Raw genomic sequence first — 23,716 nt, forward strand, 5'->3', positions numbered from 1 at the left:
TTCTCCTGTCAATACTTTTTAATAATATTATATTCTGCTCATCGATAAAGAAAATTATTTAAAATATGTAAGGATAAAATCGGAGTTATCGATAGGATCGATAACTCCGATTTCCATTTTCTTATGAAACCACTCTAGCCTTCCCTTTTACTTGTTTTATCAATTCAGGATGTGCTTTCTTTATTATAGATGGTCGAGCCAAAATAAGAACCACACTAATTAAAAGTAAGCTTGATAAAAGCAAGACCCATTGAGCCGGAAAAATATCATATAAAAAACCATAAAGAACCATTCCTAATGGCATCAAGGCCATTGCCATTGTTTCAAGGATCGCAAAAACACGCCCTTTATAATCATCATCTATTTTCTTTTGCAACATCACTTGGATTGGCGTATTAACAGTAATCATCAAAGAGCCAAAACAAAACATAATCATTACATAATAGAGGACCATAATGCCATATGTCATGGAGATTAGTAATGGCAAGGCAATGGAACTTAAAACTATACCCATTCCAATAATTCCTCTTTTAGATGTCAGAAGTGGAAATTTCACTTCTTTTCCTATTGAAAAATATATTGAGAGTAATAGCATTCCAATCGCAAATGCTCCTTGTGTAAAACCGAAGTGCTGTGATACGATTTTTAACTTTTCAATAAGTATAAATGAATATCCCACTTCATATGCACCAAATAAAAAGTTAATAAGTAATGAAATCCAAATAATTGTCATGATAATAGGTTGTAATTTTAAATAATGAATTCCTGCTTTTATACTTTGCAATAGGGGTTCCTTCGTGCTTCCGTCTACTTTAGTCTTTCGTTTTGCAAAAAGATTAAAATTCATCGTTGCTTCAAGGAGAACTGCGATAAATGAAGCAATCATATAAATAATAAGAAAAACTGGCATTGAAACACTTCCATATAATAATCCTCCTACTGCCGGACTTCCAATAGAAGCAAAGGAAACAGATATTTGATTTAATGACATTGCTTTTTGAATCCTCGCCTCATCAACAAGACCTGTAATAGACGAGGTAAATGTCACTCCGGAGAAGGTTGAAGTGATTGATAAAATACAGGTTGTAGTATAGATGGCTATCAATGATAATCCAGAGGTTATACTGATAAATAGAAGCCCACCAATAGCAAATGTAGTAGCTATTTGAGATGTAATGATAATGATTTTACGTGAGTAATTATCAGCAACATATCCAATAAAAGGTGCAGCCAATGTCCGCGGTAGTATATTACATAATAGATTTGTAGCAAAGCTAGTAGCTGAGCCAGTTAATTGTAGAATGTAAAAGCTAATGGCGAACGAATACACCTGTGCCCCAAATGTCGAAATTAGTTTACTAACCGTGAATGTCCATAAATGATATGTTGCTCTTTGTAGTTTGATCCGATCCTCCATAAATATCCCCCATTTGTTTAATTTAATTAAACAAATCATATCACGATCACACTTCCATTTCAATCTAAAGTTTAATATAATTAAACTTATTATCAACTTAGGAGTGTATAAATAAAATATGTTAGGTGAACGAATAAGAAAGTTAAGAAAGCAAAAAAAGATGACACTTGAATCTCTTGCAGGTGAAGGATTAACTAAAGGGATGCTCAGCCTAATTGAAAATAATAAAGCGAAACCTTCAATTGAAAGTCTTGCCTATATAGCTGAAAGACTCGGGGTTGAGACAGCTGATTTATTGGAAGAAATGAGTGTACATGAACTAAGAGAGATCCTTGAGCAAGCAGAAACTCTATACAATTGGAAACCTGAAGATTTGCCTAACAAATATATTCAGTTAATCGAGCTAATTGAACCCTATATCTCAAATTTAAATCAAGGATATGAGTCGGCACGATTATTGGATATTTACTGCCGATGTCTTTATTTTAACAAGAGGGATGACTGGCAAAGTTTTTCTGAAAAAGCAGCACAAATGTACGACCAAATAAACCTTACTGGAAGACGAGCAAATTTAGGCATTTTTCGTTCAATGGTAAAATTCACTGAACATGATTACAAACAATCTTTAAAAATTCTGCTAAATGAAAGAAAGATACTAGAAACTCAGCATGCGTATATCGATCCAATGACAATACTTGATCTTGATTATCATGAAGCCATATTACATTTTGCTGTGGATGATTTAAATACTGCTACAAAGGTCATGGAAAAAGCCATTCAAATCTCAAAAAAATATAGAACATTTTATCGTATAGATGATTTATATCGATTAGCTTCCGCACATGCAATGATGTCAAATAATAAGGAGAGAATAGATTATTATTTAATGAAGTTAAAACAATATGGAGATTTTGCAGATGATATTCAATCCATTCTATCGCATGATTTAGTGATGCTAATATATCTTATTAAAGAAAGAAAAGACTATACAAAGGTACTAGATCTTATAGAAAGGCATATGTCTAATGAAGAGGTTTTGGAAAGCTTTGGACCATGGATGTACCTCGCAAAAGGTGAGGCCATGTACGGTTTCGGTCGTTACCAGGAAGCCATTGATTGGTTGGACAAAGTCGAAGTCCCATCGCATACCCATCACCCGTTTGACCTGGCCATCTTCTATGAAAAAGATTCATACAAAGCTCTTTGCTATATCCATTTAAAAAAATGGGATCAAGCGCTTCTGAGTGCAAACCAGGCAATGGAGAACTTTAACGAACTACCACATTCACCATTCAAAGAATTTAGTTTGCAAACATTAAAATTTGTTCAAGCAGAAGCTAACAAACATAATGAAAAACTCGATGATAACAACTAGGCTTCATCGAGTTTTCCTTACTTTATAAAATCCTAATTAACATTAACAGGAACATCTCACAAAGAACTCATATATCTACTTGTGTTCCAATACCTTTACTTACCGCTTTTTCATATACATTTGCAGCAGCAGCAAGATCAAAATAGGCAATTCCCACTGATTTAAAAAAAGTAATTTCTTCATCATTTTCTCTACCAATAGCATCCCTTGAAACCAAATCTCCAAGTTCACCATGCAATTCTGAGAAGCTCCAAAGACCAGCTCTCTCTGGAATAATAAAATCGCCCGCTTCCGTCCTTGATCCCTCAAGAGTATCAACTACGATTTTTGAGCACTTTAATAGGGTATTAACATCTACTTCTTGCATATGTGGAAGGTAGGATCCCACACCATTTATATGAGTGCCTGGTTTTAATACTTCACCTGAGAAAACTGGAGTTTCTGAACGAGTACTACAAATAACAATATCAGATTTTGATACAGCTTCATTTACATCCTCCACTACTGAAACTGTTCCTTTATACCATGGGCTTATATCCTTTATTTTTTCTGCAAATTGTTCTGCCTTTATTTTTGTTCGGTTAAAAAGATAAACTTCCTTAATATTTCTAACGAAAAGAATTGCTTGAAGCTGGTTCTCTGCCATTGCACCGCAGCCAATTAAGGTCACGGTTGATGCCGTTTCCTTTGCCAGGTATTTTGTTGCAATTCCACTTACTGCTCCAGTTCGAAGCCTTGTTAAATAGGAAGCGTTTAAGCAAGCTAATGGCTCACCGCTATTTGTATCATTTAATAGGATAACACCTTGTGTTGTACTCTTACCCTTAGATGGATTATGAGGAAAAATTGTTACAATCTTAACAGCTGCTTTTCCTATTGGATCCATTGCACTAGGCATATAGAGTGCAGAAGCATGTTTCGTTGGAAACTCAATTACTGTTCGTTCTGGATTAATAATTTCTCCTTTTTTATAAAACAATAATGCTTTTTCTAAATCTTGAATAGCGTCTTCCATAGAATACAAGGTTCGTATTTCTTTTTCTGATAATATAAGCATGGGATTACCTTCTTTCTAAAGAGAACGTTAACTATAAAATAACGTATCTAAGATCCTTTTCATTTTTCTAAGCTGCCTCTGTGTCCAATTCTTCATTTTTACGATCACGTACCGACCATATAGCAATAAGTGAAATAATCGAAGCTAATATAATATATAGTGCCACCGGTACGTATGAATTGTTATATGCTTTTAATAATGCAGTTGCAACAAGTGGAGCTGTACCTCCTGCCACGGCGGCTCCTATTTGATACCCTAAGGTAATTCCTGTATATCGAACATTGGATTTAAAGATTTCAGAAAACATTGTCCCAAGTACAGCTGTAATTGGTGCCCATATAATCCCTAAACCTAACACTGTTGCTACAATCAACAAGACAGGTGATTGCTGGTGAATTAACCAAAAATACGGAAAAGCATATATAATCATCAAACAAGTTCCGATTACATAAAGTTTTTTTCGTCCAAACGTATCCGATAGCCTCCCCATATATGGGATTAGTATTGTGGTAATGATCGTAGCTATGGTAACAGCATTTAATGTTACTGTTCGAGAATAACCTAATTGTGTCGTTGCATAGGAAACGATAAACGTTCCAAAAATATAGAATGGCGCTGTCTCAACTACCTTTGCACCGACGGCGATTAATACTTCCTTCCAATGTGTTCGGATGGTTTCTATGAAAGGAATTTTTGCAATTTCCCCTTTTTCCTGAGCCTTCCTGAATGAAGGGGTTTCATCGATCCCTTTACGAATCCATAATCCAAAAAATACTAACAAAGCACTCAAAAGAAATGGAACACGCCACCCCCACGTCATAAAAGAATTTTCCGGAAGTAGGGTCATTATTGATAAGGCTAAGGTACCGAGTAACATTCCAATTGTTACCCCCATTTGAGGGATACTTCCAAAAAATCCTCGTTTATTTTTTGGAGCATACTCTACAGCAAGAAGCAACGCTCCTCCCCACTCCCCACCTAATCCTAAACCTTGGATAAGTCGTAAAATGATTAATAATATTGGGGCAGTAACACCTATCGTATTATAGGTTGGGAGCAATCCCATGAGTACAGTGCCACCACCCATTAATGAAAGAGTTAGGACCAGTGTTTTTTTTCTTCCTATTCTATCTCCAATATGACTAAAAATAATCCCTCCAAGCGGTCGAATAAAAAAAGATAAGGCAAAAGAAGCATAGGCCAACATTAAACCGACAGTCGGATCCTCACTATGAAAAAATAATTCATTAAATACTAAAGCGGCTACTGTTCCATACAAAAAATAGTCAAACCATTCAATTGAACTTCCTACTAAACTTGCAACAAGAATCTTTTTTGATATCCTCTTTTCCACTATACCCCTCCTTTTTTTTGCAATAATTATAATTGACAGTAAATTCTGTGTAAAGTGTGCGAACTTAACTAAACTTAATACTTCTGCTTATGATATCCCGCCTCTATTATGTTAATATAAGGATACTTAAAGAAAGAGGTGCCAATATGCAAAAGCTAATGTTTGAATCCGCATGGGATAAAACACTATCTACCAAGGATCGCAATTATATAGAACAAATTTTTGTTAGTACAAGTATGAATAGTAGAGAGGACATTCAATTCACTCCCATATGGCAAGCAAGAAATCATAAAAGTGAACTACTCATAACTGTTCTCGTACATAACTTTAGCGAACATCCATTTTCATTTCATAATACAAACTTGCAATACATTGAAAATAATCACCTCATTGCAGAGCATACTTTTCAGCAGCCAACACCGATCGTAGAACAACAAACAAGTATGCCATGGACATTTATTTTCCCTGTACTAAGTATAAAAAGTAGTCCATCCATGAAAGATGGCACACTAGAAATCGTCGAACAACTAAATTGAATATTTCTAAACACAAAAAAGAGCCTAATTCCCCTTAGGAATCGGACTCTTCGAAATTATTTTAATATATTTTTTAGCTTTGATTACTTTTTCTTCTTAGATAATCTTCCAAGTAAAAATGCGCCTGCAGCAACACCGATTACGGTGTTTGTTTTTTTGTTAAATACTTGTTTAACGACAAGATTTAAATTCTGTGGTCTTTCCGCAAGACGTCTCATAAAATAACCGTACCAGTCATTACCAAAAGGAACATAAGTACAGAAATTATAGCCTTCACTTGCTAGTTGTAATTGAAGGTCTTTTCTAAATCCATATAGCATTTGAAACTCAAATTTATCATTAGGAATTTGATTAGCCTTAACAAATTTTTTGACATGGTTAATTATATTATGATCATGTGTAGCAATTGATGTAAATTTTCCATGCAATAAATGATATTCAATTAATTTAATAAAGTTTTTATCAATATCTTTTTTATCTTGATATGCATAATCCTCAGGCTCTTTGTATGCTCCTTTAACAATACGCAGACGGTAATTTTTATATTTTTGAATATCTTCCTCTGCTCGATAAAAGTAAGCCTGAATGACCGTTCCTACATTAGTATATTTACTAGAAAGCTCATCTAAAATATCGAAAGATGGTTGAAGATGTCCATGGTCCTCCATATCAATATTGACATGAATGTCATAATCACTAGCTTTAGCGACAATCTCTTCTAGGTTATTTAAACAAAATGTATAATCTATATCCAACCCTAATTGTGTTGGTTTCAAAGAAATATGTGCATCAACTTTATTATCATGAATGGCTTCAATAACTGCGATGATTTGTTCTTTTGCTGCAGTCGCCTCTTCTTTTTGATAAACGAATTCACCTAAGTTATCAACCGTACAAGAGATTCCGTGAGCGTTTAACTCCTTAATACTCTTGATTGTCTCCTCTATATTCGTCCCCGCTACGACATTTTGTGCTCCCAGTTTTAACCCATACTTTTTAGCTGCACTATTCAGAAATTGATTTTGGGATAAACCAATAAAAAGATCTTTCAACATAGCGATTACTCCTTACTAATATATGATTTTTTTGTATATAAGGCTCTTTTCTTAAACCTGTTGCAATTAGTAATATAGTAGAGATGTACTGTTTAATACTAGGTAATTTTGTGAATTGCTGAAAAAAAGAGAACGTAACCTAAGAGTTAAAACTATATTTGAAAAGCAACAAAATTTTAACCATTCAGATGAAAATAGCCTGATATTATTATAGCATATTTTTTCGAAAACGCTATCATTCTCCAAATTTTGCATGATTTTGTCGAATAATATTAAAATGCAATAAAAAAAGCTATTAACCTTGGTTTTAGTCAATAGCTCCTTAAGATAACAACCATATTAATTTACTATAAAGCACTCTATACATTTATTAATCTCTATCCTTCTTAAGTAAAATTAGTTATTTCTTAAATGGTCCTTATTTTCTTTTTCTTGATTTAAGTACAAATACTTTGATAGGGATTTTTGTTGAAAGAACCTGGATATTTCCTCTATAGACAATCCTAATTGCTTAGCCTCTAATAACAGGCTTACCCAATCTTTATCTAATTTTCCCTTCATTCTTATCTATTCCTCCCGCTACTGCATATTTTCTCCACCCTCTTATCTTTATACCCCTTTAAGCATATATGGTGATAGGTTACCATAGGCTTCTGAACAATTTCTGTATAATTAGGCCATTTATTACAAAAAAACAGGAAATAATGGTAAACTTACATTTAAAAAAAGGTTGTTTTCGTTTTTTTGAGAACCGTTCTTTTAAGTGTACAGCTCTTTTTCCCAGTAAAATAAAGGATACCTATATTTTTTCATACCATTAATAATCAATAATAAAAGGCTATTGAAACATATAATCGAATCAATAGCCTTTTATTCTCTTACATTTGCTTATTTTTTCTTCTGTACCCCATGATCAATATCCCTAATACAATCAAAGTGATTCCAAAAAGAAGTGGTTTCGTTCTTACTTCTTCACCAGTTAATGGCAAGGTTTTACCCATATCTGAATCATTTAATTTTCCTGAAGTAATTGGATACCCCGAGTTATTCGGATTACCTGAGTTGTTAGGTATTCCTGAATTGCTTGGATCTCCTGGTTAAAGTTATCATAAATTGACAATAATAAAATAAGCCTGCTTTTAATTGCTATGTTCATAAAACATACCATTCAAAAAAGCAGACTTCCCTATTAACTATTCAATTTTTATACTAATATAACTAGTTTAATGGAACCAATCCATTCGATTGAATCCATTTATCAACTTCTTTATTTTCCATTGGCTTACTGTAAAAATACCCCTGCATAATCGTGCATCCTAGTTGAGTTAATGATTCAATATGTTCTTTATTTTCTACTCCCTCAGCAATGACATCTAATTGCAGAGTTTCAGCCATTAAAAGGATTGCATGAATAATTGCACGCTTACTAGGTGTTTCTATATCATTTGTGAAAAGACGATCTAATTTAAGTGAATCAATGGGGATTCGGTCTAATAAACCAATTGAAGAGTATCCTGTACCAAAATCATCCATTGAAATCTTAACTCCAAGTCCTCGAATCACTTCCAGTTGTCGAATAATATCATTAATATCGTATAATACCATCGATTCAGTTATCTCCAGCTCTAGCAATTGTGGATCTAATTCTATCTTTTCTAACACTAGTTGAACAAAGTCGGTTAAATTATCTGTTTGAAAAAGTTTAAGAGAAAGATTGACTGATACAGGATGTGCTTTCCCTTGAGTTTGCCATTGTTTGCATTGATGGCATGCTTCTTCTAAAACCCATCTTGTGATTGGCACAATGATGCCTGTCTCCTCAGCTATCGGAATAAACTCATTTGGAGAAACTATCCCAAGCCGCGGATGATTCCATCGTATTAATGCCTCAAAACCTACTAGACTGTTAGTTTTTACATTCCACTTTGGTTGGTAGACTAGATAAAATTGATTATCCTCTAGAGCTCTTTGTAAATCCTTTTCGAGTTCCATTTTTCGGATTTCCTTCATACCCATAATCTCGTTATATACGCAATATTGGTTTTTCCCCAATTCCTTTGCTCGATACATAGCAGTATCTGCTGTCTTCAGAAGCATTGAACGATTGGATTCTTTAATCGAGCCGATACTAATTCCGATACTGCCAGTCACATACAATTCATTTCCATCAATAGGATAGACAGCTTTCACACTCATCAAGATTTTTTCGGCCAAATGTTCCGCTCGTTCTTGATCACATTCTTTTATAATGATTAAAAACTCATCACCACCAATTCTAAACACCTGTTGGTCACTTTTAATAAACTTTCGTAAACGGTTCCCCACTTCGTGTATAAGTAAATCACCGAAATCATGGCCGAGAGTATCATTTATTAACTTAAATTGATCAAGATCTAAAAATAAAACCCCAATGGTTTCATTTCCACTATACGTATCAAAAAAACGATTCATTTCGTTACGATTTGGTAAGCGTGTAATGGTATCTTGATAGGCTAACTTCTCTAAAACAGTTCGGTCAAAGTAAACTGCCCCCCAGGATACAAATAAAATAATAAATATCGTTACCGTTACTCCATATAACAAAAAAGAATCAGTTATTTGATCTCCATCCATCATTATGTGGGAATGAACGTGGAATCTCATCGCTTTCATTCCTGTATAATGCATTCCACAAATGGCAATTCCCATTACAATAGCAGACAACCATTTTAACCAAATAGATGAAGATTGGCTTCGAAAACGATAAAATAAGAATAAAGCAGCATATGAAGCAACGAGAGCTATAACAACAGACAAGGTTAGAAGACCGTTGTCATATGAGGGTTCAACATTCATTTTCATTGCTGCCATTCCCATATAGTGCATGGTGACGATCCCACCACCCATAAAAACGCCACCAATGACAATTTTATACCAATTAATATCCTTTTCCTTCGTAATATAAAATGCAATAAGTGAAGAAAGGAAGCTGGCTAACATAGAATACAGGGTGAGCCGTACATCATATTCCATTTTCATATGATAATCCAGAGCAAGCATCCCAACAAAATGCATGGACCACACACCACTACCCATGACAAAAGACCCTGCTAATAGCCAAAAAAATTTCGCCTTTCCCTCTGTATATGAAATTTTCCCTACGATATTCAGTGCAGAAAATGATGCCAATACTGCTATAACAATTGAAAGAGCTACAATATAGAAGTTATAACTTCCCTCTAAATACATTTCTTTTCTCATCCGCCTTTAATAGGTGATTTAAGATTTATTCAATTATTATGACATACGCAACTATACAATATCTATACAACACTATGACAAATTCAAAAAGGGTGAAATTAGGTAAATGTTATTAAATTTACATATCTTCAAGTTCCTGCATCATATGATTAAATTCTAATTGAGTAGTTACTACAATATCCTCTAAGCTGTGAGTTATTTCGCTTACCTTGATTACTTCATTTGATATGTTTTCTACATTCTCATTGACCATTTTAATTGCATCATCTACTTGACCCGATAATTTACGGACTTCATCCGAAACAACTTTAAACCCTCGACCATACTCTCCCGCTCGTGCTGCTTCAATCGTTGCATTCAGAGCTAACATATTTGTTTGTGAAGATATCTTATGAATCAACCTAGATACTTCACTAATTAGCTCAGTTTGGCTTTTTAATGATTGAAGTGCTTTCATATTTTCCTGAGAATTCGCCATTACTTTATTTACTAGATTTTCAGGCATTTCCTTTAATTTTGAGACAACTTCAGTTGTTTTGTTTTCCCTTTCTGTAATATTTGTAGCTATTTTTAAGACAGCTTCCACTTGATCTTTATCATCTAAAATAGGAACATATGTCGCTTCAAGCCATAATCGATTTCCTATTTTCCCAACACGTTCAATCTTTCCTTGAAATTTTTCACCTTTACTGAGTTTCTCCCATAATTCCTCATATTCTTTACTAGTGCTAAATTCAAGTGTACAGAATTGTTTATGCTTCATGTCTATCATTTCAAAAGCTTGATATCCTAATGTTTGTGCAAAGTTATCATTTACCCAGATCACTTCGCCCCTCATATTGAATTCAACCATCGCTAAATGTATTTCCAAAGCTGATAATACCGATACATTATCCAAAATTTGTTTGCTTTTATTTTTTATTGAAGAAATATTCAATCTCTTTCTCCCCTTATATGATATTAATTTGTACTATGACATGTTGAACTCTACATTTTCTCTACATTCCTTCGATAATATAGCGTATAGGTCAACATGATGGAGAAGGTAACTGTAAATCTTAATCATTTAAGAGGATAAGTAAAAATATAAAATAATGCTATAACTAAAAAAACTCAAATAAATCACCTTTACTTCGTTAAATGATCTACTTGAGCATTTGTTACTTTTATGAAATCTTCTATATTCATTTCAATCTGAACACCAATTTTCCCACCACTGATAATAATTGTTTCTAAATTTCTTATACTTTCATCAACAAAAGTAGGATATCGTTTTTTCATACCTATTGGGGAACATCCACCACGAATATATCCTGAAACCTTCATAATATCCTTAACAGGTATCAATTCTATTTTTTTCTCTCCTACAGCTTTAGCAGCTTTTTTTAGGTCAAGCTCCAATTCTACAGGAATAATGTAAACATAATATGATCCACTTGTACTTTGTGAAATCAAGGTTTTATAAACCGTTCTAGCTTCCTTATTTATTTTATATGCAACAGACAGACCATCAATTTTTCCATCATCGGCCGTATAGGATAGCACCCTATAATGAACTTTTTCTTTATCCAATATCCGCATGGCATTCGTCTTAACTATTTTCATATGTTCCTCCAAGAAAAGATTTACATTATTGTAACACTTTTTTAAATCAACACCATTTTAAAACTATAGAATAAATACTTCCCTCACCCACATTAGCTCATCATGCATGATCTTAATCACTTTATCCTAAGTGAAAATTAAGTATAATTAAGCATATTGATATAAATGTTTACGTTATATAAATGGAGAGAGGGATCTTTATGAATGAGTCCAACCGTAGAAACCAAGAAAAGCAATATTTTAACATAAATAAACTTAATAACCAACCTTCTCCCGAAATAATTAAAGAAATGATCGATATCAGATTTGCCTTAGACCAATCAACTATTGTGGCAATTACAGATCAAAAAGGAACGATCATTTATGCTAATCAGAAATTCTGTGACATTTCAAAATACAAGAAGGAAGAACTAATTGGGCAAAATCATCGAATACTTAATTCTGGGTACCACCCAAAGAGCTTTTTTAAAAACATGTGGAAAACGATTGGTATTGGTGAAGTTTGGTCTGGAGAAATTAAAAATATGGCAAAGGACGGGTCCTTCTATTGGGTTCATACGACCATCGTCCCTTTTTTAAATGAAAAAGGGAGGCCTTATCAATATATTTCCATACGTTATGATATTTCTGAGCTAAAAAAACTCGAAGAACAATTGATCTATCATTCATATCATGATGAATTAACCGGATTACCCAATCGTCGCTGTTTTAATGAAGAACTCAATACTTGGTTAAGTATGAAAAGCCAGACAAACCAACTGGCAATTATCTTTCTTGATATTGATCGATTTAAAAATGTCACAGATATATTAGGGCATTCGAAAGGTGATTATCTACTAAAAGCAATTTCTAAGCGCTTATCCCGACATTTTAATGGGATTGCAGATGTTTATCGGTTTGGTGGAGATGAATTTACCATTGTTGTAAAAAATCGATCACTAGATGAAGTAAAAGAAATTACTCGACGAGTAAAAGCACTATTTAAAAAACCATTTACATTACATAATAATCCATATTACTTTAGTGTAAGTATTGGCATTAGCCTTTCACCACAAGACGGATCGGATATCGAAACATTAGTTAAAAAGGCAGATATTGCTATGTATAGAGCAAAGGAAGCAGGAAATAATTCTGTTCAATTTTTTAAAAATGAAGCACATGAAACTTTATCTAAAAATATGAAAATCGAATCGGCATTAAGACGGGCACTTGAAAAAAAGGAATTTATTCTACACTATCAACCCCTTGTTGACTTAAATAATCAAACAATCATCGGCGTAGAAGGTTTAATACGTTGGAATCACCCAACATTGGGCATTATTCCACCATCAGAGTTTATACCAATAGCTGAGGAAACAGGGCTCATTATTCCGATAAGTGAATGGGTTCTGGATGCTGCATGTCAGCAAATTCAGCGATGGCAAGATTCAGGTTTACCTCCTATCAATATCGCCCTAAATCTGTCTCCATATTTATTCGAAATAGATGGACTAGCCAAGACAATTCAAAGGATGATTCAGCAATATGAAATTAAACCCAAATTACTTGAACTTGAAATTACTGAGAGTATTATGCAAGATCCCGATAGGGCCTTGTTTATATTAAAAGAACTCAAATCCCTAGGTGTTTCACTTTCAATTGATGATTTCGGTACAGGATATTCTTCTCTTTCATACTTAAGACGTTTCCCTATTGATACGTTGAAAATTGATCGATCTTTTATTGAGGATATTAAAAATGATGATGGAGTACTTGTAGAAACCATTATTATGATGGCTACTCATTTAGGATTAAATGTTATTGCTGAAGGTATTGAAACGAAAGAACAATTACAGTTTTTAATGGACCTTTCCTGCCCAATTGGCCAAGGCTATCTTTTTAGCCGTCCGATACCTGGCGAGGACATCCCAAATCTATTTCAAAAATAGTAATAACAATTAGGAAGCAATTAAAAGGTGTCTAAGATACAATCATACTCTATAGACACCTTCCTCCCTATAGAAAACTTTGAAGTGTAATCAAAGAATCCCAAAAAACTTTTCTGCTTTTTCTAAATAAGGTTGTTGTTCATCAGTTAAATCATATTCTTCAAAAATTGCATCTACCGGACATACAGATACACAAGCCCCACAATCAATACATAGATCTGGATTAATAAAATATTGGTCAGGACCTTTCTCAATGCAATCGACTGGACAAACGGTTACACATTCTCCTGCTTTCTCCGCTTCACATGGACTTGTAATAACGAAGGCCATATTCTCCCTCCTCCATTCATCATCTATTAGCTTATGGCTTGCTCATATTTTTCTGCTACTACGTCCCAATCAATAATATTGAAAAAACTCTCAATATATTCCGGTCTTCTATTTTGATAGCTTAAATAATATGCATGCTCCCAGACATCAAGACCAAGAATAGGTGTTTTGCCTTCCATAATCGGATTATCCTGATTTGGTGTGCTCATTACTTCCAATTGACCATTCTTATTACAAACAAGCCATGCCCAACCAGAACCAAAACGAGTGGTTGCAGCATCAGCAAATTGTTGTTCAAAGATGCTAATATTTCCGAACGTTTCATTTAACACCTCTGCTAATTTTCCAGAAGGGGCAGATGCTTCTTTAAACGGAGCAATAATCTCCCAGAAAAGTGTATGATTAAAATGCCCTCCACCATTATTTCTAATGGCTGTTCTAATATCTTCAGGTAATGAACCCAAATCACTAAGTATTTCTTTTAATGATTTGCTTTGTAACTCACTTTTCCCTTCTAGTGCAGCATTTAACTTATCTACATATGTTTGATGATGTTTGCCATAGTGAATTTCCATTGTTTGCTTGTCTATGTATGGTTCCAATGCATCAAATGTATATTTTAATTTTGGTAGTTCATATTTCCCCATTCTCCAATTACCTCCAATACTATGTTTCATACTTTTTATATTAAAATGTATAAAAAGTATAATAAAATAGTACTTCATATCAAACCCAAAGTCAATTTAATCATTCGACTATTTTACTGTACAAATGTCGAAAAGTTTTTTATATAATGGCAGATATTTGTTCTGAAAAATATTTTATTTCCGTAAACTCCTGGTTAAAATAAATGTACATCATTTTTTTGACTGTTATCTACTATTTTGTGTCTACTATATTAATTGGCTATACATACTTACAATTTAAGCGAATAGTCTTCTGAATGATTATGAATTCACTAAAGGAGTGAAGTTAATGTCTCTTAATGTATATTTAGTCTTTAATGGAAATTGTCGTGAAGCAGTCGAATTCTATGCGAAAGTTTTCGATACAGAAACACCGCAAATAATGAGTTTTGCTGATTCACCACCGAATCCGGAATACCCATTACCAGAGGAAGCAAAAAATTTAGTCATGCATGCACGTCTTACTATAAACGGAAGTACTGTAATGTTTTCTGATACATTTCCTGGTATGCCATTCACTGTTGGAAACAATATTAATCTATCCATCGTTAGTCAAAGTAAAGATGAAATTACAACATATTTTCATCGATTAACAGAAGGAGGAACAGTGGATATGGAGCTCCAAGAAACATTTTGGAGTAAGTGTTACGGACAAGTAACAGACAAATTTGGTATCCCATGGCAGTTAAGCTATGAAAGCGAAGAAAATAAGCAATAAATGACGATAAACATTTTAATGGGTTCCTTTCCCTGTTTAATAGGAAATATGGAACCCATCCTTATATTTTTAACCATTATTTTGACGGTAGCGAGAAATGGACGTTTCATTTCTCGTATTTTTTACTTATCTTTTTTCCCATTAGCTCTGAATCTCTCCTTTGACAGCCTGATGTGCCAGTAAAAGAGCGCCTGTAATCCCTGCGTGATCTCCTAGCCCTGGACTTACGATATATGTCTTTAGCTCAGGTAAGGTGACATAATCATTTAGCAACTCCTGAAGATACTTATATATAGAAGCAAACACTTGCTTCTGCTTCATGACTCCACCACCTAAAATGATTCGTTTTGGTGATAAGATTAAAATATATTGCATAAGAGCTTGTGCAATATAGTAACCTTCTAAATCCCATACTTCCTTCTGATCTACTAAATCGATTCCCTTTTTGCCCCATCGCTCCTCAATAGCAGGTCCGGCTGCGAGCCCCTCTAAGCAATCTTTATGATAAGGGCATTTCCCATGATACTTATCATTATGATGACGCCTTACTAAGATATGTCCCATTTCAGGATGGGATAGACCTTGAAGAAGTTTCCCCTGAACAACAGCACCTGCACCAATTCCAGTACCAACTGTAATATATATGCAGCTGTCCAATCCTTTAGCCGCTCCAAGAGTAGCTTCCCCTAAGGCAGCTGCATTTACATCAGTATTGAAGCCAACCGGTAGAGAAAATGCATCCTTCAATGCTTGTACAATTGGATAGTTTCTCCACGGTAATTTAGGTGTAGTGGTGATCATTCCATAGTTTGGACTTTCAGAATTTACATCAATTGGTCCAAATGAACCAACCCCGATAGCATTTAATGAATGTTTCTTAAAAAATCCGATCACCTCAGTCATTGTTTCTTCCGGCACTGTTGTTGGGATCTGCAACCGGTCAATAATATTCCCCCTTTCATCTCCTACTGCACAAACGAATTTTGTTCCTCCAGCTTCAATTGCACCTAACATTTCATCTTCCTCCACTATTTCTTATTTATATTGATGTTTTGTCAAATACCCATAGGAAATGATACAGGGCCCCAATTAAATTTGCATCATTCTCAAACTGACACGCTTCAACTTCAATTGTTAATGTCGAGATATCATCTTTTAGTAACTTAAGCTCTTGATTGATCCCATCAATTACTTCACGACGCTTACTAATTCCACCACCAATAAGAATTTTTTCAGGGTCCAGAGCATATTTCAAATTATAAATTCCAATTGCGAGCTTTTTATAAAAATGAGATATACTTTCTTGCACAACATGATCCCCTGAAAAAGCTAAGCGAAATACTTCTTCCCCATCTAATGTTCCGTCTGCTAGCGACTTCTTTGATTCAACTTCTTTAATAAGTGCATTCGTTGATGCAGATTTACTCCAGGTTTCTTGTAGAGGATCCGTCAATGGTGCACCCATTATCATATAACCAAACTCACCGCCATGAAGATTCGCCCCACGTAAAATCGAATGATTCAGTACAATACTCCCGCCAATTCCCGTACCTATTACTATGCAGATGTAATAATTCGTACCTTTCGCTGCCCCTAACCAACCTTCTGCTAACGCAGCACAATTCGCATCATTTTCAATCGCCACTTGAAGACCTGTTCGTTCCATAAGGAGTCGTGACATGCATACTCCATGTATAAAGGGAATAGCACTTGCCCCTCCAATATAACCAGTATTCACATCTACAGCACCGGGTGAGCTTACAGCTATACCTTGGAGATTATAAGAATTAGAATACTCTTTTACTACATTGCTAATTTCTTGTAAAAAAACCTCTAATCCTTCAGTTGGTGTTGGAAACTTACCTTTTTCTAGTTTCTTTCCCTCTTTATCCATTACAGCATATTTTATATAGGTTCCACCTATATCGAATACCATATAAGCCTTCATTTTTCCCCCCCTTTATAAATAGTTACCTTAATCGACAAGGAAATTGTCTTTTAGATTAGAATCCATTATTTTGTGAAACTACTTTATACCATCTACCAGATTTTTTAATCGTTCTTTTTAAAGCATTATTTAAATCTACTTCTACTAATCCATATCGATTTTTATAGGCATTTGTCCATGACCAGTTATCCATGAACGTCCAAAGGTGATAGCCTAAGCAATTCGCTCCATCACCAATACCTTTATGTACCCATTTTAAGTGTTCTTGGATAAACTCAATCCGATAATCATCCACAATATACCCTTCATCATTACGGAATTTTTCTTCTCCCTCAACACCCATTCCATTCTCTGAAATAAAAAATGGGATATTCTCATAATGGTCACGAAGATCGATCATTATGTCGTATATAACTTCCTCGCATATTTCCCAGCCACGATGAGGATTGATTTTCCTTCCAGGCATAATATAAGGATCAAATAGATGTTCAGGCATAAAGGCTTCATCTTCTGGTAAGGGCGATTCCTTTGCTTTTACTCGGCGTGGCTGATAATAGTTCACTCCTAAAATATCAATTGGATTATTTTTTATGACAGATAAATCCTCAGCTTCTACGTTAGGTAGTAGTTCTCTTTCACGTAAGATATCAATTAATTCTTTCGGATACTCTCCTTTTGTTACAGGATCAAGGAAACTACGGTTAAAGAATAAATCCGCAATATGAGCAGCTTTTACGTCGTCAGCATCCAAACTTCTTGGATAAGATGGGGTCAAATTAAGAATAATACCTATTTTTCCATCTATATTTAATTTTTTAAAAACCTCAACTGCCTTTGCATGAGCGACAATGGTATGATGAGCAACCCGGGCCCCACTTTTGAAATCTACTACTCTTGGATAATGTAAATTATATAAATATCCTGCCTCGACTGGAACAATGGGTTCATTAAATGTAAACCAATACTTCACTCTATCCCCAAATAATCGAAAACAATTTTCTGCAAATTTCACGTATGCCTCAATAACTTCCTTACTTTCCCAGCCACCCTTCTCCTGCATACACATAGGCATATCAAAATGGTATAAATTCAAGAAAGGTTCTATATCATTAGCAATTAGTTCATTGATGACGTTATTATAAAAATCAACCGCCTTCTGGTTCACTTGTCCGATCCCATCTGGAATCAATCGCGACCATTGTATAGACGTTCGAAAGGAATTATGCCCCGTTTCTTTCATTAGTTTTATGTCTTGCTTATACCGATGATAGAAATCAGATGTATACTCTGGGCCCACTTCATTATAGAAACATCCTGGCTCGACACTGAACCAATAATCCCATATACTCGGTTTTCGACCGTCACATTGTGCTGCTCCTTCCGTTTGTGGCCCAGATGCTGCGCTACCCCACCAAAAGTTTTTTGGAAAACGATAGGTTTCATTCATTCCTTGTAAATTATTTTGCACGTTCAACACCCCTTCAAAATAATTTATTACTGGTTTATCTGATTATATGTATAGTTATATTTTTCTCCATTCACTAGGTGTAGTTCCTACATTCTTCTTAAATTGCTTATAGAAGTATGTAGTATCGGAGTACCCAACTTTTTTTCCAATATCCCCTGCACGATCTTGGGTTGTTTTCAACAATTCCTTTGCCTTTTCTAATCGGTAGCGGTTCAAGTATTCAGAGAAGACTACACCTATCTCTTTTTGAAATAGTTGTCCAAGATAGATGGCATTTACATGAAACTGTTGCCCCAATGTTTTTAAGGATAATCCTTGATCATAATGGGAATGTATAAACTGAAGAACATTTTGGACAATCGGGCTACGATTATTTACTTGATGATTGATCGAGAGAATTAATTCATGACAATAGTCCCTCAAAATACCTTTAAGTTCTTGGATATTTGAGCTATAAACCATTTTTTCTACAGCTGCTGTATAATGTGATAGATCGTCTGGCTTGATGGAATAATGGATATATGATATTAAATCAAATGTATATTTCTTAGCTACTTCAGGTGAAATAAACTTTGATTTCCGGGTAAAATTATTAAAAAATAGCTCGATAATTTCTAATGTCTCCTCATTCGCATGCAATAGTCCCTTAACTATATTTTCTTTAAACTCACGCTGGCTTTTTATTTCTTTTTGTCGATCAACCATATGGTTATTGAAAATCAGTACATTAGGTTCTGAATAAAGCTGATACATGCTGTTTTCTCTAGCAAGTGAATAGCTATCTTCAAATTCATCGATCGTTTTTACTGATTTTCCCATAGATAAGTAGAATAAGCCAATGCCCTTATGATCTTCACAAAGTTGATTGACTAAACTTTGATTCTTTTTTATGATTTCCTCTTCAGTCATTCCTCCAAATATTATAATTAGTTCTTGATTTGGACTGAAAAGACATAGAGTAGAAAAATGTTCTTCAATGTAGCTCCGAATATTCCCCTTGATTTCACTCTTAGAAAAATGTTCAAAGTTTAAGATTGAAATAGTATAGTATGATTGATTAAATTGAATATTATATAATGACAATCTATCAAGACAATCTTTTTTATCAATTTCTCCATTGATTAAACGCAATAGCGTATTATCCATTAATGTAGTTGTTTCCTGTAATAACTTATGTTCTTTAACATTAGGCTCAGCATTTAGTTTACGTCCCACACTTTGAATTGTTGTCAATAATTCTTCCTCATCTACAGGTTTAACTAGGTAGTTTTCAATTCCCAATAGCAATCCTTGTTTGATGAAACCAAACTCTTGATAACCGGTTAGCACAATACTTTTTAAATGGGGTTGAAATTCCTTTGCCTCTTGAATCAATTCCAATCCCGACATTTCTCCCATTAGTATGTCTGTTATTAAAAGATCGATTTGATGATTTTTTAAATAGGCTATCGCTTCCTCACCACTTTCAGCAGTAAAGGCAATTTCAAAGCCATGGTCCTCCCAATCGATAAGTGCCATTAGTCCAATTTTTATTAGAGATTCATCATCAGCAAGAAGTACCTTATACATGATTAATCCCCTGCATTGGAATGGATACTATAACAGTCGTTCCTTCGTTTTCACTACTTTTTATTCTAATTCCAAACCGGTCTCCATATTTTAATCTTAAGCGTTGATTGATGTTTCTTAGCCCAATAGATTTCATTTCATCGCCCTCTTCATGATTAATATGATGAACAATATTGGTAAGTTTCTCCTCGCTCATCCCCTTACCATTGTCTTCTATATGGATCTCTATTTTATTTGAAAGATTCAAAGCACGAATTAATAATTTATTGCTCGACTGATCCTTTTTAAATCCATGTACAAAATAATTTTCAATGATAGGCTGGAGGATTAACTTTTGTACCATTACCTGTTCTACATCACTTGGAATATCAAATTGTACCTGTAATTTATTCGGATATTTGAACTGCATCAACTTTAAATATTGATTTACATATTCAATTTCTGTATATAGATGAACCATATCTTTCGATTCCAATGAATAACGAAAAAGCTTGGCTAAATGGAAAATCATCTTGCTCGAGGTTTTCGAGCCTTCTACTACAGCTACCATGCGTATAGCTTCAAGTGTATTAAATAGAAAATGTGGGTCTATCTGAGTTTGCAGTGCTTTTAATTCAGCCTGCTGCTGTTTTATATTTAAGAGATAAAATTGTTCGATATAATTATTTAATTCAGTTAACATAGAGTTGATATTTACAGCAATCTTCGATAATTCATCTTCATGCTTCGATTCTACAATTCGCGCATTCAAATTTCCTTTTTCCACTTGGCGTATAATTGAAACAATATGATTAATTCTCCGTGAATAATTATGTGTAAATGAATAAGATATTAAGATGGCTATAGTAATGAGAAAGGTGATAACAACCCACATCGTTCCCCTTACAATCGAAAGCTTTTGCCATCCTTCATCTGGAATCACACTTACATATGTATAATCACCTTTATTGGCAATGGTGTTAATATAGTATTTTTTATGTTCCCAATCCATTTTCGTTTCATTTGTTTCGTGTTGGACTTGATTAATCATTTCAACTGGGACACCTTTATTAAGTGAATATATAATCTTTCCCCCATCATCCATAATAAAGAGAGATGCCGGCGCACCTTCATGCTTCTTTAACATTTTATTCAAACGGTCTGTTGAGTAAAAAAAGGAAATCTCACCAATTTTTTTCAAGGTTACTGGATTATTGATATAAATGGTCTTAGTAATAGTGTTTGTTAATTTGCGATCTTTTGGTAAACTCTCACTTAAAATATTCGGAATCCCTTGTGAAAGTAGTTGGTCCGTATTTATACTATTTTCAACAATACTTTTATTCCAGCGGATATTATTTTTAATTAATAAATACTCGATAGACGAGTATTCTAATGAACGCAAACTTATCGCATTGAGATCACTATCTTGACTAAAATACCCATTAAAATATGTGTCTATATTACTTGGTGTAAAAGATTTATCTTTCGAAAATTTATCCAACCTATATTCTAAATATCTCTCATAACCATTGTGTAGTGCAAAGGATATATCCTCAATCATATCCCCTTTTATATAAATATCTCTAATGGCTCTATCAATATCAGCATCTTTAGAAGAAAAATAATCTTCTACCCGTTCAAGTGTTCTAGTATTAATATTCAGTTCCTTCTGAATAATAATATCTGAATAGTAATTTGTAATCGTTACTATTAGTATGATGACAGTTACAATAATAGTAATAGAAGATGTTAAAAATAACTTATTAAAAATCTTCTGAGTAAATCGCCCTTTTCTTTTTTTCTCCATCTAGTTGTCCTCAAATTTTACATTTTGTTGTATCAAGCTTAGCATATTAGAATCGTAAATCATCGAGTCACATTTACTATTTGGACTATTTGCTTATTTTTATAGAAAACTAACAAAGGTGATATAAAATCAAGCTGGTATGTTGCACCCAGCTTGATTTTTTAACTATTTTTGCTTACTCTTCCACTCATCAAACTGCTTTTGAATTTCTTTTAACACTTTATCAATTCCAGCTTCTTTTAACTTCTTATTGTATTTTGGTAAGTATTCTTCTGGATCAACAGAACCTGTTGCCAGCGCTGGATAAAATTCCTTCGAGATATTAGTAATCGATGCAATTTCTGATCTTACTGAATCACTATTGAAATGGAACCCTAATGTTGGTGCAGGTTTAGCAGATTCATTAAATTCTTTAAATTTATCCCATTTATCTTTCGGATCATTTTCATATAAATATAAGACAAAGTGGTTTCCTAAAGAATAAGTAGGTACATTATAATTATCAATTCGGGCAGGAAGATCTTTAATAGTTCCATCTTCATTTTTCTCGTAATGTACCCCTTCGATTCCTTTGTCAACTAAATTACGAAGGTATGGATCTGTATTCAGTAGATTTAAAAATTCCATTGCCTTTTTAGGATTTTTTGATGTTGCTGAAATGGCTTGAATGGCACCAGAAACAGAATCATTAAAAGTTGTTGGGTCTTCAGCTGGTACTGAAACGACATCATATTTTGCTGCTCGGGACCATAATAAATCTGCATATGGCTGTAAATCACCCATACGGACAAACCAGTTTTCAACATCCATAGGCCAACTATCTTTACTTGTTGCAGCATCCTCTTTTAGATAGCCAGCTTTATAATATTTATGCATTGTCTTATATGTTTGCATTGTTAAATCAGTTTCAAATTGATTTATAACATGATCTCTGTCCCCCTCAAGTGAGAAGGCAAAAGGCATTTCATTATTAAAAATATAGTCATATGGCAAATATGCTTTAAATGTTGCTAAAGGAGTAATGCTAGGTTCGTTTTCTTTAATAACTTTCAACATTGGTTCAAGATCTTCCAATGTTTTTACTTTAGTAATATCTAAATTATATTTTTCAACAAGACGTTTATTAAAGGTATATACAGACTGTCTTGCTGCTTCTTTATTTGTAGGTACACCATAAATTTTACCGTTGATCTTGATTCCTTCTAGAAGAGCAGGATCGATGACTTCCTTCAGCTCTTTCCCTTCATTTTTTAACATATCATCAATAGCCAGGAATGCACCCTTTTGAGCGTTTTGGACATAATCAGTACCATTTGTAAAAATAATATCAAATGGTTCCCCTGAATTTATCATTACTTGGGATTTCTGCGCCCAATCTCCCCAGTCAATTTGGGTCATCTTCACTGTCGCATTAATTTTTTTCTTCAAATATTTATTCACTTCTTTAAATACTTTATCTGTATCCTTTTGTGGAGTTCCAATTGTATACCACTTTATTTCATAAGGTTGACCATTTTTCCCTTCCTTTTCTGAAGAAGAACTTTCCTTACTGCTACATGCAGAAAGAATGGTTCCAATAGATAAAACGAATGCAAGCAATAATACTAACCTTTTCTTCATCATCTTTTCTCCCCTTTATTC

General features: G+C 34.0%; 21 protein-coding genes. 4 read left to right on the forward strand and 17 right to left on the reverse strand.

Annotated elements, in window-relative coordinates; all coding sequences use genetic code 11:
* Nucleotides 1-121 precede the first annotated feature (121 nt).
* The gene (locus NST63_RS23395) at nt 122-1,417 is read right to left on the reverse strand and encodes an MFS transporter (RefSeq protein ID WP_212946258.1); all 1,296 of its coding nucleotides are present in this window, start codon (nt 1,415-1,417) and stop codon (nt 122-124) included.
* 118 nt (nt 1,418-1,535) lie between these two features.
* Between NST63_RS23395 and NST63_RS23400 the strand changes: the two genes are divergently transcribed.
* Complete coding sequence (locus NST63_RS23400; RefSeq protein ID WP_212946257.1) at nt 1,536-2,792, forward strand: helix-turn-helix domain-containing protein; 1,257 nt, start codon at nt 1,536-1,538, stop codon at nt 2,790-2,792.
* A 67-nt stretch (nt 2,793-2,859) separates the two neighbouring features.
* Here the strand turns inward: NST63_RS23400 and NST63_RS23405 are convergent, their stop codons facing one another.
* The gene (locus NST63_RS23405; RefSeq protein ID WP_212946256.1) at nt 2,860-3,849 is read right to left on the reverse strand and encodes an ornithine cyclodeaminase family protein; all 990 of its coding nucleotides are present in this window, start codon (nt 3,847-3,849) and stop codon (nt 2,860-2,862) included.
* A gap of 67 nt (nt 3,850-3,916) precedes the next feature.
* Complete coding sequence (locus NST63_RS23410) at nt 3,917-5,203, reverse strand: MFS transporter (RefSeq protein ID WP_212946255.1); 1,287 nt, start codon at nt 5,201-5,203, stop codon at nt 3,917-3,919.
* A gap of 146 nt (nt 5,204-5,349) precedes the next feature.
* Here NST63_RS23410 and NST63_RS23415 point away from each other — a divergent pair, with 146 nt between their 5' ends.
* Nucleotides 5,350-5,739: an SLAP domain-containing protein gene (locus tag NST63_RS23415; RefSeq protein ID WP_212946254.1), complete on the forward strand. Its 390-nt coding sequence runs from the start codon at nt 5,350-5,352 to the stop codon at nt 5,737-5,739.
* Nucleotides 5,740-5,822: 83 nt separating this feature from the next.
* Here the strand turns inward: NST63_RS23415 and NST63_RS23420 are convergent, their stop codons facing one another.
* From NST63_RS23420 to ybaK, 6 genes are all read right to left on the reverse strand, one after another.
* Entirely contained in the window at nt 5,823-6,794 is a 972-nt protein-coding gene (locus tag NST63_RS23420) for a proline dehydrogenase family protein (RefSeq protein WP_058004580.1), read from the reverse strand.
* A gap of 396 nt (nt 6,795-7,190) precedes the next feature.
* Entirely contained in the window at nt 7,191-7,355 is a 165-nt protein-coding gene (locus NST63_RS23425; protein ID WP_212946253.1) for an anti-repressor SinI family protein, read from the reverse strand.
* 317 nt (nt 7,356-7,672) lie between these two features.
* The gene (locus NST63_RS27845) at nt 7,673-7,795 is read right to left on the reverse strand and encodes an LPXTG cell wall anchor domain-containing protein (RefSeq protein ID WP_212946252.1); all 123 of its coding nucleotides are present in this window, start codon (nt 7,793-7,795) and stop codon (nt 7,673-7,675) included.
* 217 nt (nt 7,796-8,012) lie between these two features.
* Nucleotides 8,013-10,034: a bifunctional diguanylate cyclase/phosphodiesterase gene (locus NST63_RS23430; protein WP_278893354.1), complete on the reverse strand. Its 2,022-nt coding sequence runs from the start codon at nt 10,032-10,034 to the stop codon at nt 8,013-8,015.
* 118 nt (nt 10,035-10,152) lie between these two features.
* On the reverse strand, nt 10,153-10,971 hold the full coding sequence (locus NST63_RS23435; RefSeq protein WP_341043846.1) for a methyl-accepting chemotaxis protein: 819 nt from the start codon (nt 10,969-10,971) through the stop codon (nt 10,153-10,155).
* Between the two features lie 191 nt (nt 10,972-11,162).
* Entirely contained in the window at nt 11,163-11,639 is a 477-nt protein-coding gene (ybaK, locus tag NST63_RS23440; protein ID WP_212946250.1) for a Cys-tRNA(Pro) deacylase, read from the reverse strand.
* A gap of 200 nt (nt 11,640-11,839) precedes the next feature.
* On the opposite strand from ybaK, the gene NST63_RS23445 reads away from it, so the two are divergent.
* Complete coding sequence (locus NST63_RS23445; protein WP_341043848.1) at nt 11,840-13,567, forward strand: EAL domain-containing protein; 1,728 nt, start codon at nt 11,840-11,842, stop codon at nt 13,565-13,567.
* Nucleotides 13,568-13,657: 90 nt separating this feature from the next.
* On the opposite strand, the gene NST63_RS23450 is transcribed toward NST63_RS23445, so the two are convergent.
* Both NST63_RS23450 and NST63_RS23455 read right to left on the reverse strand, forming a co-directional pair.
* The gene (locus NST63_RS23450; protein ID WP_058004570.1) at nt 13,658-13,897 is read right to left on the reverse strand and encodes an indolepyruvate ferredoxin oxidoreductase subunit alpha; all 240 of its coding nucleotides are present in this window, start codon (nt 13,895-13,897) and stop codon (nt 13,658-13,660) included.
* 26 nt (nt 13,898-13,923) lie between these two features.
* The gene (locus NST63_RS23455; protein ID WP_212946248.1) at nt 13,924-14,544 is read right to left on the reverse strand and encodes a superoxide dismutase; all 621 of its coding nucleotides are present in this window, start codon (nt 14,542-14,544) and stop codon (nt 13,924-13,926) included.
* A 328-nt stretch (nt 14,545-14,872) separates the two neighbouring features.
* Here NST63_RS23455 and NST63_RS23460 point away from each other — a divergent pair, with 328 nt between their 5' ends.
* Nucleotides 14,873-15,301, forward strand: a complete 429-nt coding sequence (locus tag NST63_RS23460) for a VOC family protein (RefSeq protein ID WP_341043849.1) — start codon at nt 14,873-14,875, stop codon at nt 15,299-15,301.
* Between the two features lie 141 nt (nt 15,302-15,442).
* Here the strand turns inward: NST63_RS23460 and NST63_RS23465 are convergent, their stop codons facing one another.
* The 6 genes from NST63_RS23465 to NST63_RS23490 form a co-directional block, all read right to left on the reverse strand.
* Nucleotides 15,443-16,315, reverse strand: a complete 873-nt coding sequence (locus NST63_RS23465; protein WP_212946246.1) for an ROK family protein — start codon at nt 16,313-16,315, stop codon at nt 15,443-15,445.
* A gap of 25 nt (nt 16,316-16,340) precedes the next feature.
* A complete protein-coding gene (locus NST63_RS23470) occupies nt 16,341-17,249 on the reverse strand; it encodes an ROK family protein (protein WP_341043850.1) in 909 nt (302 codons plus the stop codon).
* A 55-nt stretch (nt 17,250-17,304) separates the two neighbouring features.
* Nucleotides 17,305-18,696 carry a glycoside hydrolase family 1 protein gene (locus NST63_RS23475; protein ID WP_341044237.1) on the reverse strand — a complete coding sequence of 464 codons (1,392 nt, stop codon included), beginning with the start codon at nt 18,694-18,696 and terminating at the stop codon, nt 17,305-17,307.
* Nucleotides 18,697-18,771: 75 nt separating this feature from the next.
* Complete coding sequence (locus NST63_RS23480) at nt 18,772-20,286, reverse strand: response regulator transcription factor (protein WP_341043851.1); 1,515 nt, start codon at nt 20,284-20,286, stop codon at nt 18,772-18,774.
* On the reverse strand, nt 20,279-22,075 hold the full coding sequence (locus NST63_RS23485) for a sensor histidine kinase (protein WP_212946243.1): 1,797 nt from the start codon (nt 22,073-22,075) through the stop codon (nt 20,279-20,281). Before NST63_RS23485 ends, NST63_RS23480 begins: the two co-directional genes overlap by 8 nt.
* A 165-nt stretch (nt 22,076-22,240) precedes the next feature.
* Nucleotides 22,241-23,698, reverse strand: coding sequence for an ABC transporter substrate-binding protein (locus tag NST63_RS23490; protein WP_341043852.1), 1,458 nt, complete (start codon nt 23,696-23,698; stop codon nt 22,241-22,243).
* Nucleotides 23,699-23,716 lie beyond the last annotated feature (18 nt).

This window comes from Heyndrickxia sp. FSL W8-0496 (assembly GCF_038007825.1).
Taxonomy (GTDB): Bacteria; Bacillota; Bacilli; order Bacillales; family Bacillaceae_C; genus Heyndrickxia; species Heyndrickxia oleronia.